This window comes from Asanoa sp. NPDC049573, assembly GCF_040676615.1.
Classification (GTDB): Bacteria; Actinomycetota; Actinomycetes; order Mycobacteriales; family Micromonosporaceae; genus Asanoa.
In genome coordinates this window covers 483380-495509 of sequence record NZ_JBFAPI010000003.1, presented here as the reverse complement: position 1 = coordinate 495509, position 12130 = coordinate 483380, and the positions used below count along the sequence as shown (strand labels likewise).

Annotated in this window: 11 protein-coding genes; 5 read left to right on the top strand and 6 right to left on the bottom strand. The window is 70.5% G+C overall.

Annotated features, from left to right (window positions below):
• The first annotated feature begins 4 nt into the window (after positions 1–4).
• Together AB0J74_RS09350 and AB0J74_RS09345 are read left to right on the top strand one after the other, a co-directional pair.
• Entirely contained in the window at positions 5–127 is a 123-nt protein-coding gene (locus AB0J74_RS09350) for a hypothetical protein (protein WP_363446335.1), read from the top strand.
• Between the two features lie 36 nt (positions 128–163).
• Complete coding sequence (locus AB0J74_RS09345) at positions 164–1096, top strand: hypothetical protein (RefSeq protein ID WP_363446333.1); 933 nt, start codon at positions 164–166, stop codon at positions 1094–1096.
• Positions 1097–1116: 20 nt separating this feature from the next.
• Here AB0J74_RS09345 and AB0J74_RS09340 read toward each other — a convergent pair whose 3' ends face one another.
• The 4 genes from AB0J74_RS09340 to AB0J74_RS09325 form a co-directional block, all read right to left on the bottom strand.
• The gene (locus AB0J74_RS09340; protein WP_363446331.1) at positions 1117–1872 is read right to left on the bottom strand and encodes a DUF899 family protein; all 756 of its coding nucleotides are present in this window, start codon (positions 1870–1872) and stop codon (positions 1117–1119) included.
• A gap of 124 nt (positions 1873–1996) precedes the next feature.
• Complete coding sequence (gene msrA / locus AB0J74_RS09335) at positions 1997–2656, bottom strand: peptide-methionine (S)-S-oxide reductase MsrA (RefSeq protein WP_363446329.1); 660 nt, start codon at positions 2654–2656, stop codon at positions 1997–1999.
• A gap of 166 nt (positions 2657–2822) precedes the next feature.
• Positions 2823–4067, bottom strand: a complete 1245-nt coding sequence (locus AB0J74_RS09330; protein ID WP_363446327.1) for a family 16 glycosylhydrolase — start codon at positions 4065–4067, stop codon at positions 2823–2825.
• A 134-nt stretch (positions 4068–4201) separates the two neighbouring features.
• On the bottom strand, positions 4202–5875 hold the full coding sequence (locus AB0J74_RS09325; RefSeq protein WP_363446325.1) for a VWA domain-containing protein: 1674 nt from the start codon (positions 5873–5875) through the stop codon (positions 4202–4204).
• A 470-nt stretch (positions 5876–6345) separates the two neighbouring features.
• Here AB0J74_RS09325 and AB0J74_RS09320 point away from each other — a divergent pair, with 470 nt between their 5' ends.
• The gene (locus AB0J74_RS09320; protein WP_363446323.1) at positions 6346–6870 is read left to right on the top strand and encodes a GNAT family N-acetyltransferase; all 525 of its coding nucleotides are present in this window, start codon (positions 6346–6348) and stop codon (positions 6868–6870) included.
• A gap of 190 nt (positions 6871–7060) precedes the next feature.
• Here AB0J74_RS09320 and AB0J74_RS09315 read toward each other — a convergent pair whose 3' ends face one another.
• Complete coding sequence (locus AB0J74_RS09315) at positions 7061–7360, bottom strand: hypothetical protein (RefSeq protein ID WP_363446321.1); 300 nt, start codon at positions 7358–7360, stop codon at positions 7061–7063.
• A gap of 226 nt (positions 7361–7586) precedes the next feature.
• On the opposite strand from AB0J74_RS09315, the gene AB0J74_RS09310 reads away from it, so the two are divergent.
• Positions 7587–9275, top strand: coding sequence for an aminotransferase class V-fold PLP-dependent enzyme (locus AB0J74_RS09310; protein ID WP_363446319.1), 1689 nt, complete (start codon positions 7587–7589; stop codon positions 9273–9275).
• A 46-nt stretch (positions 9276–9321) separates the two neighbouring features.
• Positions 9322–10287 carry a trypsin-like peptidase domain-containing protein gene (locus AB0J74_RS09305; protein WP_363446317.1) on the top strand — a complete coding sequence of 322 codons (966 nt, stop codon included), beginning with the start codon at positions 9322–9324 and terminating at the stop codon, positions 10285–10287.
• Positions 10288–10345: 58 nt separating this feature from the next.
• Here AB0J74_RS09305 and AB0J74_RS09300 read toward each other — a convergent pair whose 3' ends face one another.
• On the bottom strand, positions 10346–12103 hold the full coding sequence (locus AB0J74_RS09300) for a collagen-binding domain-containing protein (protein ID WP_363446315.1): 1758 nt from the start codon (positions 12101–12103) through the stop codon (positions 10346–10348).
• Positions 12104–12130 lie beyond the last annotated feature (27 nt).

The following is a 12130-nucleotide window of genomic DNA, read 5'->3' as shown; positions in this document are numbered from 1 at the left end:
GCACGTGGCCCGCGTGTTCGTGGACACCAACGTGCTGTTCCCGTTCTCGGTCATGGACCTCATGCTCGCGCTGACCGAAGACGCGGTGCACGAGTTGGTGTGGACCGATGCACTCCTCGCGGAGTAGGAACGGGTCATCGTTCGTGAACATCGCCGCAGTGCGATGTCGGCAGCGGCGATCACCTCCGCCATCCGCACCTACTTCGCCGAGGGCCGCGTTCCCGTCGAGGCCTATCGGGACCTGATTGACACGATGCCGGGAAATGATCCCGATGATCGCCAACACATGGCGGGTGCGGTCGTCGGGCGAGCGACGGTGATCGTCACATGGAACCTGACCGACTTCCCGACGACCGATCTGGCCGCCCACGGAATACGCGTCATGGATCCAGATGGGTATCTGTGCGATCTCATCGTCGATCGGCGCACCGAGGTGGTGGCCACCGTCGTGCGAATGGCCGCCGAGAAACGGAAGCCGGCGATGACGGCGCACCAGATGGCGGCGGCCTTCGCCCGCGCCGGGACTCGATACTTCGCCGCGCGGTTGAGCGACCGGCTCGATGCCCGTCTACGCGGGGAACCTGACGACGGGAATTTCGTCGCCGCGGCCCGCGTGGGTGCCTACTGCACCGCACATCGGCCCCCGCGCACCCACGACATCGAACTCGTGGTCCCGCCGCACCAGGCGGTCGGCGAGGCATCGCACGCGTTGGTGATCAAGACATTGCTGATGGAGATGCTCAACGCTTGGCCCAACGGCACCACTCTTGTCATCTCTTACGACGAGCAGGCCTACACGCAGGTCCTCACCTATCCGCCGAGCATCCAGACAGAGATAGGGCGACTGTCTCCGCTACAGATGGACGCCGCCGTCAGGTTTGGCTGGATCGATCCGTCGGCGGTCACCAAGGGCGCGACGGATTTCGAGTCGCGCCCAGTGTGGGAGCGAAACCCGCTTCGGGAGTGGATGCATCCATTCGACAAGCCGGCGGACGTCGCCGATTTTCTTTCGGCCAGCGTCCGGACCATCCTGGCCAAGGATCCCGCCGACGGTTACACGATCAAACTCTTTAACGTGCACGTGGGGAACACCTGACGACATGGGGCCGCTATTCGTCAGTGGTGCGGGCCGTGGCGGCCGAGGGTCGTCACCGGTCCCGCGCCCGGGCGGGTCCACTCCGCCGTCGGGCGGCCGGTCTCGCCCCAGGTCGAGTTGCCGTCGGCGTCGGTGCGCCAGTACCAGCAGGCGTGCTGGCCCTTGGGCCAGCCCTCCGGGTTGTCTTCCCACGCCTCGCCGCGGCCGTAGACCGTGCGGTCGAGCAGGCCGAAGACGCCGTTGATGGCCTCGTTGCCGCGGCCCGTCGTGCGGTAGGTCAGGAACGTGCGGTCGCCGTCGCGCAGGTAGCTGGTCAGGTAGCCCATCTCGCCACCGACCGGCTCCGGGACGTCGCGGACCGAGTACCAGGGCAGGGTGTAGCCCATGAAGTCGACGAAGTCGGCCACCTCGGGCCAGGCGCCGGTGGTGAGGAAGGCGAACGAGACGCCGCGGGCGTTGAGATAGGCCGCGTCCTTGATGTTCCACGCCGTGAACGTGCAGCCCTCGCACTGCCCCTGGTGCGGCGTGTCGTCGTACCACATGTGCTTGTAGACGACGAGCTCGTCGCGGCCCTGGAAGAGGCTCAGGAACGGGACCGGGCCCTCGGGGCCGACGACCTGGACCGTGCCGTCGAACTCGACCATCGGAAGCCGGCGACGCGCCGCGGACAGCGTGTCGCCCTCGCGAGTGTAGGCCTTTTCGCGGACCAGAAGCTCGTCGCGCGCGGCTTGCCAGGTGGCCATGTCAACAATGGGCGGGCGTGCGTCGCTGCTCATGCCGCCAAGTCTGGCCCGGATGCGTGCATCCGCGCCAGCGCACAACGCGGTCGGGCGGCGAGGCGGGTCAGCGTTCGCCGCTCGGCTCTGGCGCGGATCCGGTGATCCGCGCCAGCGCCATGGGTTACGCCGTCTTGGCCACGCCCACCGGGCAGGTCATCCCGTTCGGCCCGTGGTTGCAATACCCGTACGGATTCTTGCTGTCCGACAGGTACTGCTGGTGGTAGTCCTCGGCGTAGTAGAACGTGTCCAGCTTGCCGATCTCCGTGGTGATCTCGCCGTGGCCGGCGGCGCGCACGATCGGGGCGAACGCCTCCCGCGACGACTCGGCCGCGGCCAGCTGCTCGTCTGAGGTCACGTAGATCGTCGACCGGTACTGGGTGCCGACGTCGTTGCCCTGGCGCATGCCCTGGGTCGGGTCGTGGTTCTCCCAGAAGACCTTGAGCAGGTCCTCGTACGCGATCTTGGTGGGGTCGTAGACGACCTGCACGGCCTCGGTGTGGCCGGTGCGGCCGGAGCAGACCTCTTCGTAACTGGGGTTGGGCGTCTGACCGCCGGCGTAACCGGCCGCCGTCGAGATGACCCCCGGCAGCGTCCAGAACAGGCGCTCAGCACCCCAGAAACAGCCCATGCCGAAGACGGCGACCTGCGCACCCTCCGGCCACGGGCCGACCATCGGCGTGCCGAGCACGACGTGCTTGTCGGCGACGGGCATCCCGAGCGGGCGGCCCGGCAGCGCCTCACCCGGGGCGGGCAGATCGGACTTCATTCGACGCAGGAACACGGTGGTACTCCTCTCGTTCTGCCATGTGTAACACCGGCGGAACGGCAACCCTTACCCGAGGCTCAGAACCACCGTGACCTGCGGTTTTGTTGACAGAGGGCGGAACGAAGGGGCCCACCCAGGACGGAAATGGGCCCCTTCGTGCGAAGCGGTCGGGCGGGCAGCGTCAGCTGCGCGACCACTTCTGGTTGGCACCGCCGGTGCAGTCCCAGATCTGCAGCCGGGTGCCGTTGGCGGAGCTGACGCCGGTGGCGTCCATGCACTTGTTGGCCTGCGGGTTGACGATGTCGCCGGAGCCGCTGAAGGTCCAGCGTTGGGCGCCGCTGCCGTTGCAGTCCCAAATCTGGAGCTTGGCGCCGTTGGCGGTGGAGCCGGACGGGACGTCGAGGCACTTGCCCAGGGCGCGGACGGAGCCGTCCGAGGCCCAGGTCCACTGCTGCGCGGCGGTGCCGTTGCAGTCCCAGAGCTGCACCGCCGTGCCGTTCGCCGGGTTCGCGCCCGCCACGTCGACGCACTTGCCGCCGATGCCGGTGATCCGCCCGCCACCGCCGGTCGGCGGCGGGGTGGTGCCGCCGGGCTGGGCGTACGCGCGAACGTAGTCGACGGTCATCGTCTGCGGATAGGTGCTGGAGCCGTCGGGGTATCCGGGCCACAGGCCGCCGACCGCGACGTTCATGATCATGAAGAACGGGTGGTCGAAGACCCAGCGGTCGCCGCCCAGGTCGGCGGGGGTACGGCGCTGGTATTCATTGCCGTCGACATACCAGACGATCAGGTTGGGCGACCAGTCGACGGCGAACGTGTGGAAGGCGTCGGCGAAGGGGCTGCCGATCGTGTAGGGGGCGCCGATGCCCTCCCCGCCCGAGTAACCGGGGCCGTGGATCGTGCCGTGGACCGTGTTGGGCTCACGGCCGATGTTCTCCATGATGTCGATCTCGCCGCTGGTCGGCCAGTTGACCGGCGTGCCGAGCATCCAGAACGCCGGCCAGATGCCCTGGCCGCGCGGGATCTTCATACGCGCCTCGAACCGGCCGTAGGTGCGGGTGAACGTGGCCGCGGTGAGCAGCCGGGCCGACGTGTATTGGCACGTGCCGTAGTGGCACTGGTAGTTGGCGGGGTTCTCCCGGCGGGCGGTGATCACCAGGTTGCCCGCGCCGTCCATGGCGGCGTTGCGGGTGCTGTTGGTGTAGTACTGCTGCTCGTTGTTGCCCCACCCGCTGCCGCCGATGTCGAACCGCCATTTCGACTGGTCGACGGCGCTGCCGGAGGGTCCGTTGAACTCGTCGGACCAGACCAGTGGCCCGGGTGCTGGTGCCGCGCTGGCGGGGCCGGCGGCCAGTGGCACGGTCAATGCCGTTGCCACTAGCGCGGCGGCGGCCGCGGCAGCGATCAAGGTGCGGGGACGGAGCACGACGATCACCTCATCAGGCGATAGATAGAGACAGATGTAACTGTCTGGCAACCTGTCAGATAGATGAACGTCGTGTCAAGAGAGCGCTCTCAGAGATTTACGGGAATTTATGAACCCAACACCCGGGGTACGCGTCAGCCGTGCAGGCCGCCGGCCGCGACGTGGATGAAGACGGCCGACACCTCGTTGGCGTTGGACAGCGTGTCGACGTAGCCCTGCGCCGGCTCGAGCGCCTTCTCCAGGTCGGCCGAGGACTGCTTGGTGGCGGCATCACCGAAGACGACCACGCTGAGGCTCACCGGGCGCTTGTCGTCGGCGCTCTCCTCGAGGGCGGCCGACAGCCCGTCGAGGGTCAGCTTCGAGCCCTTGTCGTCGTTGCGGCCGTCGGTGAACAGGAGCACCCGGTTGGGCACGTCCTTGCGGGCGTTGTCCTGGGCGCTCCTGTAGGCGGCCAGGATCGTCTCGTACAAACCGGTGCCGTCGGAATGGGTCCTGAGGTTCTTGCACGCCTCGACGGTCGCGTCGCGGTGCGTCGGGGTGAGCGACTCCGCCGGCAGCAACTCGTGATAGTCGCGCGGCGGGTCGAGTTGCTTGCCGAACTCCCACAAACCCAGACGGCTGTCGTCGGGCAGCAGACCTTCGAGTGACTGGCAGCCCTCGGCGACCAGCTTGATCAGCGATTGCTTCGAGCCCGGCGCCGGGTCGGCCATCGAGTCCGACACGTCGACCACCACGAGCAGATCGGTCTGGCGGTCCTCGGCATACCAGGTGGCCAGCACGTGGTCGACGTGGTGCGCGCCGAGGAAGGGCATCGCCTTGGCCGCCAGCGCCGGCAACTCCTCGGCGCCCGGCGGCGGGTCGTCGGGCGTCGACGCCCGCGGTGCGCGCAGGCCGGCGGCGTTGATGGCCTCGGTGCCGTCGGCCGAACCCAGCGCGTCGAGCAGCCGGGCCAGGGCGGCCGCGCGGTCGTCGTCGGCCAGGGCCGCACTCGTCGGGAACCAGGTGAAGCGCAGCGCCACCCGCCAGTCCTTGCCGGCCAGCACCGCGCCACCGGTTGCGATCTTGGTCAGCTGCGGCACGAGCGAGTATTCGGCGACCAGGCCGACCTCGCCGGGCAGCCGGGGCAGCGCGAGATCGCCGCCGCGCACCGTGCGGGTCTTCGCGAACGCCCTCGACAGCACCTGGGCGGAGGCGTCCATACCCTGCTCGTTCCAGATCGTCTCGGCCATCGAGCCGGCGCCGACCATGCCGTCGCCGGAGGTGCCGGGCTCGCGCACGGCCAGGCGTACGGACGAGTCCGTGTCGAGGAGCGTGGCCAGCGCGAACCAGGAGTCGCCGGCGGCGCGGACCTTCGTCGCGGTCCGCGCGTCGGTGACCATGTAGATCGGGCTGTCGGCGAGGACGGTGCCGGCGCCGCCGGTGCCGACCGTGTTGTTGGGGCCGAGCCGGGCCAGGCCCAGGTCGGGCGCGGTGCCCACCCAGGAGGTGTCGTCGGGGATCCACAGGTCGGCGCCGGTCTGCCGGACGGTGTCGGGCGCGGCCCGGCCGTCGGCGACCACGATGTCCATCCGCACGCACGTGTCGGTCTTGGCCAGCCGGGCCGACAGTGCGGACAGCACCGGCGCGAACGAGGCCGCGGTGACGACCTTGAGCTTGCGGTCGCACGCCGCATCGCCCGACGACAGCGCCGACCAGCCGTCGCCGCGCACCACGATCAGGCCGGCGGCGACCAGTGCCGGCAGCCCGAGCAGCAGAAACGCGAACACGGTCCAGCGAGCCACCCCGGTGCGGGCCGCGTGCTTCCCCATCACGTCGTCCTATCCCCCTCGACGCGGCACGACCGTCCCCCAAAACCGGTCACATCGGCCGCTGTCCCGTGATTGCTGGCAAAATTCGATCTCTGTGCTGGCGCCAAAAGTGGCATATGACCCAGAAAAAACCGTTGCTCGGCACCTCGTCGCGTGGATAGCGTGGCCATACACGGGAAAGGAGGTGGTCCAGCTTTGTATAGCACTGGGACTCGTGAGGTGGCTGTCCGCTAGCCGCTGTCCTTGACAGTTTCCGATCGTCGAGACCGTGTGGCAGCGGTGCGGCGAAACCGAAGCAGCCACCCGGCCCCCGAGGTTCCGGCCCAGTCCAGCCGGTCCGTGCTCGCACGGAAGCCTCGGGGGTCGCTGCTATTCCGGGGCATAATCGCGAAGATCTAACGCGATCCGTACGGACGACCTACTTCGATCCGATCAGTCAATCGGCTGACAGCCGTTCTGGAGCCATTTCCGTGACGCTCTCACTACGACCCGCACATGCCGATGACATCGAGGCCATTGGCCGCCTCCATTACGACTCGCGCATTGCCGCCTACCGCGAATTCGTGCCGATGGCGGGGCTGCGCGCCCTTTCGCCCGAGTTGCTCACCGCCTGGTGGCGGGAGCGGTTCGGCTACGAGGCCGACACCCACCGGCTGACCGTGGCGGTCGACGACGACACCCCGGTCGGCTTCAGCTACGTCGGTCCGGAAGAGGAGTTCACCCCCGAGACCGGCCAGCTCTACGCGATCCACCTGGACCCGGCGGCGCAGGGGCGCGGCATCGGCCGGGCGTTGATGCGCGACGCGCTGGCCGCGATGAGGGAGGCCGGCTGGCGGCAGGCGGTGCTCTGGGTGCTCGAGGGCAACGCGCACGCCCGGCGCTTCTACGAGCGGGGCGGCTGGCTTCCCGACGGCCGGGAGCGCGAGGAGCTCATGGGTGCGGCGCCCACCCGCCAGCTGCGCTATTCACGAAGCTGGCTGGGCGAGAGTGCGTGACCGAGATATGCGGGGGAACCGATTGGTCACGCACCCTCGCCCGCCGTACCCAACCGCTGCCCGGTAACGCCTGGCCGGAGGCGTCGTGACCGGCGGAGGCTAGCCGGTCCGGACCGCAGGTGGGTGTTTGCGGGAATGTCGCAGTGCTGGCGGAGCACGCGACGGTCACCGCGGGTGCGGTTGTCTTCAGTTAGCTCACGGCGACCTTGCGGCGGTCGGCGCGAGCGACCACGCGCACGCTGTTGAGGTCGTGCCGGGCCGTCCAGCCTTCACGCCAGGAGCGACGGGATGCCGCCAGGGCGTGCTCGGCGGCGCGCCGGGAGTGGCAGGGCCAGGCCCCACCGCACCAGTCGCAGCCACCGTCGCGGCCGGGTCGTGCGTGGCGCCCGAGAATCTCCCGGGCGTCTTGCCAGAGGAGCCGGTCGACAACATCGTCCGGCGCGGTTTCGCGGCCCGATGTGGCCCGCAATGTATGGTCGACGCTGACCATCGGTCCCCCTCGTTCGCGGCGGCCCGCCGGCCGCCGTACGCATATGGAACCGTCTCTCGGTCGCCCGCAATCGGACAGTCTGTGCGACTTCCGGGATTAATCCGCTTTGGGCTCTTGGCGGCGCGGAAGCGGGTCCACGACATTCGAGACCGAAACCCGTGCCCGGCTCGCATAATGAGCCATGAGCAGGGCAGAGCCGCCTTTGGCGCCAGGGTCAGAGCCGCCTTTGCTACGCCTGATCCGCGAGGGCGTCATCGGCGACGACCAGGTGATGTGGGGCCCCTACGGACCCCGCCGGGTGACCTACGCCGACTACACCGCGTCCGGCCGGGCACTGACGTTCGTCGAAGACTTCATCCGCGACGAGGTGCTGCCCCGCTACGCCAACACGCACACCGAGTCGTCCGGCACCGGGCGGCAGACCACCCGGCTGCGCGAAGACGCCCGGGCGGTGATCCGGGACGCGGTCGGCGGCGACGACGACACCGTGGTGATCTTCGCGGGCTCCGGCGCCACCGGCGCGATCGACAAGCTGGTCCGGATTCTCGGCATCCGCATTCCGGCCGAACTCGACGACGGCTACGACCTGCGCGCGCAGATCCCGCTCGAGCACCGCCCGGTGGTGTTCATCGGCCCCTACGAGCACCACTCCAACGAGTTGCCCTGGCGCGAGACGATCGCCGACGTCGTGGTCGTGCCGGAAGACGCCGACGGCCACGTCGACCGCGCGGCGCTGGCCGCGGTCCTGGCCAGCTACGCCGACCGGACGCTCAAGATCGGCTCGTTCTCGGCCGCCTCCAACGTCACCGGGATCATCACCGACACCGCCGCCATCTCCGCCCTGCTACACGAGCACGGCGCCCTGGCCTGCTGGGACTACGCCGCCGCGGGCCCCTACGTCGACATCTCGATGGCCGGCAAGGACGCGATCTTCCTGTCGCCACACAAGTTCGTCGGTGGTCCCGGCACGCCCGGCGTGCTGGTGGTCCGCCGCCACCTGCTGCGCAACCGGGTGCCGACGGTGCCCGGCGGCGGCACCGTCGACTATGTCAACGGCTTCATGCACCACTACCTGAGCGACCCGGCACACCGCGAGGAGGGTGGCACCCCGGCGATCGTCGAGTCGATCCGAGCCGGCCTGGTGTTCGCGCTCAAACAGGCGGTCGGCACGGAGGTCATCGGCGAGCGCGAGGAGCGGTTCCGCCGGATCGCGATGGACGCCTGGGCGGCCAACCCGGCGATCGAGGTGCTCGGCAACCCGCACGCCGACCGGCTCTCCATCCTGTCCTTCGTGGTCCGCCGGCCGGGCGGCCGCTATCTGCACCACAACTTCGTCGTGGCGCTGCTCAACGACCTGTTCGGCATCCAGTCCCGGGGCGGCTGCTCGTGCGCCGGCCCCTACGGCCACCGGCTCCTGGGCATCGACCTCGCCCACTCGCAGCGGTTCGAGCGCGAGGTGATGGCCGGCTGCGACGGGATCAAGCCCGGCTGGGCCCGGGTCAGCTTCAACTACTTCCTGTCCGAGGCGGTCTGCCGCTACATCGTCGAGGCCGTCGACCTGGTCGCCCGCGACGGCTGGAAGCTGCTGCCCGACTATCGCTTCGACCCCTATTCCGGGCTCTGGCGGCACCACCACGGCCTGGCCGAACCGGCGCTGCGGCTGACCGCCCTCACCTTCGACGGCGACGGGCTGCGCTGGGCCGGCGCGACACCACACGACCGGGCGCCCGAGGAGGCGCTGCCGGGCTATCTGGCGGAGGCCAGAACCATCTTCCAGGCGTACGACGGAAGCAACTGCGCCGAGGGCAGCGGCGCCGCGGCCGTGTCACCCGGCTTCGAGGCGCTGCGCTGGTTCGACCTGCCCGCGGTCTGCCTGAGCCCGGTCGAGCCGCTGGCCGCGCCCTTTTCGCTCTGAGCGAATCCCCTCGAACGCCGGCATTCCCGGCGGGGGGCAGCGTGTTGTGGCTGACGTGGATACCGAATGGACCGAACCGGAGCACGACGAGGCCGCCGCGCTCGACGCCTACTCGCGGATCGTCACGACGGTCGCCGCGCAGATCCTGCCCAGCGTGGCCGCCGTGTCGGTGCGCACCGGCCGGGGTGCCGGCGCCGGCTCGGCGGTGACCTTCACCGACGACGGCTTCCTGCTCACCAGCGCCCACGTGGTCGAGGCCGCCCAGGGTGGCACGGCCACCTTCAGTGACGGAGCCGAGGCCGGCTTCGACGTGGTCGGCCGCGACTCGCTGTCCGACCTGGCCGTCCTGCGGGTCCGAGACGCGGGTGCCCGGCCGGCCCCCTTGGGCGATGCCGACCGGCTCCGGATCGGCCAGCTCGTGGTGGCCGTCGGCAACCCGATGGGGCTGGCCGGCTCGGTCACGGCGGGCGTGGTCTCCGGCCTCGGCCGGTCCCTGCCGGCCCGCGAGGGGCGCGCGATCCGGCTGATCGACGACGTGATCCAGACCGACGCGGCGCTCAACCCGGGCAACTCCGGCGGCGCCCTGGTCGACTCGTCCGGCCAGGTGATCGGGATCAACACCGCAGTCGCCGGCTACGGGCTCGGCTTGGCGGTGCCAATCAACCGCAACACCCGGCAGATCATCGGCGACCTGATCAAGGACGGCCGGGTACGCCGGGCCTGGCTGGGCGTCGCCGGCGTGCCGGTGCCGCTGCCGCCGCCGGTGGCCGAGCGCGCCGGCCAGCGCTCGGGCCTGCGGGTGGTCGAGGTGGTTCCGGGCAGCCCGGCCGGGGTCGCCGGCATCTACCTCGGCGACATCCTGCTGACCGCGGGCGGGCAGCAGGTGCAGAACGTGCAGTCGCTGCAACGGCTGATGCTCGGCCCGGCGATCGGCACCCGGATGCCGGTCACCCTGCTGCGCCGGGGCGCCTACGTCGACGTGGTCACGGTGCCGGCCGAACTGCGGACGTGACCGAGCCGGCTCCCCCTGCCGAGGAGAGCCGGCTCGGTTTTGTGCCGGGTGTGTCAGGTCAACGGGCGGCGAGGTGGCGGCGACGCCGGCGGCGGCCGAGCAGCATCAGCGTGCCGCTGACGACCAGGATGGACAGCGCGGCGATCAGCAGTCGGGCGGTCGGCGGCGCGGTGGAGACCGGTTGGCCGGAGCCCGCGCCGCCCTGGCCGGGCAACGGGCCGTAGTTGGCGACGACCGCGGGCCCGCTGCCGGACGGGCTCGCCGCGGGCGTCGCCGACGGGCTCACGGACGGGCTCGCCGACTCGGTCGACGGCCAGAACTGAATCGTGTCGTCGTCGGCCGCCGCGTCGCCGGGCAGTTCAGCGCCAGCGTCAGCCGGCGGTGGCTCCTCGGAGACCGCCGTCGCGGACGGGTCGCCGGCCGGTGGGTCGGTCGGTGGGTCGGTCGGTTCGAACACGGGCGCAGCGGGCTCGTTCATCCAGGCCCAGGGCAGGCCGGAGTCGAGCGGGGCCGGGCCGGCGTCGGTCGGCGACGGCCACATCGGCGGCGCTTCCACGCCAGGCACCCCGGTGCTCACCGGCTCGGGTGTCCGGGTCGCCGCCGGCTCGACCGCCATGGTCCCGGGCGCCGTCGTCTCCGGCGCCGTCGTCTCCGGCGCCATCGTCTCCGGCGCCATCGTCTCGCTCGGCGCGGTCGCCGGCTCCGTCATGGCCGCGACCGGGGTCTCGGCCGAAGTTTCGGTCACCGGGCTGGTCGCCGGTGGCGCCGTGCCCGGAGTGCCGGCCGCAGCCGCACCACAGTGGATCGTGGTGTTGAACGGCAGGTCGTGGGTCTCACCACCGTCGGTGGCCGCGGTTCCGTGTGTGTAGCTCTTCACGACCAGGTTCCCCTCGTTGTTGGCGGTGTTGACGTCGGTGAAGTCCGCGTTCGGCGCGTAGATCGTGCCCTCCGCGGTGTCGGCGCCGACCTGCGTGATCGCGGTCGCGTCCGGGAAGTTCATCAGGATGTACGGCGCCTGGTTGTCGCTGACGCCGGCGAAGTTGGCGGTCCGCCACTCGTAGGAGCCGCCGGACCGCACGTTGACCAGCAGCGGCGTCGCGGCGCCGGGCTGGGTGTTGAAGGTCAGGTCGGACAGGTTGTTGAACTCGTCGCCGGTCAGGTTGAGCACGTTGGTCTGGCCCGGCGTCAGCGAGACGTAGGCCTTGGTTCCCGCGGTCTCGATCGGCCGGGGCAGCTCGCGGCCGTCGGAAGTGCGCAGCGTCGCGGTCTCGGCGCAGGTGTCGAACTGCTGCGACCGCTCGCGGAAGGTGGCGAACACGTCGGAAAAGTCGAGCGCTTCTTGCTTGGCCAGATTGGCCTTGCGGGCGCCCGACCCCGAACCGCGCGGCGGGTCGGCGGCCCGCAGCAGCACGCCCGGCCCGTCGTCCTTGCCGGCCGCGGCGCCCAACCCATCGGTGTCGGCTCCGCCGGCACCGCGGCCGCCGTCGAGCACGGTCGCGTCGACCACCGGCGGCGCGCCGAGCAGCGCCCGGCCGCCGATGACCAGCGGGCTGTCGCCGTCGCCGAGCCGCACGGAGCGCTCGGTCGCGATCCGGTAGCCGCCGCCGAACGTCAGGTCACCGCCGACCGCGACCGGTCCTTCGCTCTCGGTGCCGGTCAGCGTCGCGTTGCCCTCGACGAGCACGAGGAAGCCGAGCCCACCCTCGACCGGGTTGACCGGCCCCGTCGCGGCCGCCGGCGTCAGCATCCACAGCGACGCGCCGGCCGCGACGGCTCCTGCCGCCGCCGCGGCCGCCCATCTCGCTTTCCTGGCCATGCGAAAACCGCCCCCCGAAGCGAATAA

Coding starts and splice junctions, on each gene's coding strand:
- AB0J74_RS09345 (WP_363446333.1), top strand. CDS start 164: ATGTCGGCAGCGGCGATCACCTCCGCCATCCGCACCTACTTCGCCGAG.
- AB0J74_RS09340 (WP_363446331.1), bottom strand. CDS start 1,872: ATGAGCAGCGACGCACGCCCGCCCATTGTTGACATGGCCACCTGGCAA.
- AB0J74_RS09325 (WP_363446325.1), bottom strand. CDS start 5,875: ATGGGGAAGCACGCGGCCCGCACCGGGGTGGCTCGCTGGACCGTGTTC.
- AB0J74_RS09315 (WP_363446321.1), bottom strand. CDS start 7,360: ATGGTCAGCGTCGACCATACATTGCGGGCCACATCGGGCCGCGAAACC.
- AB0J74_RS09300 (WP_363446315.1), bottom strand. CDS start 12,103: ATGGCCAGGAAAGCGAGATGGGCGGCCGCGGCGGCGGCAGGAGCCGTC.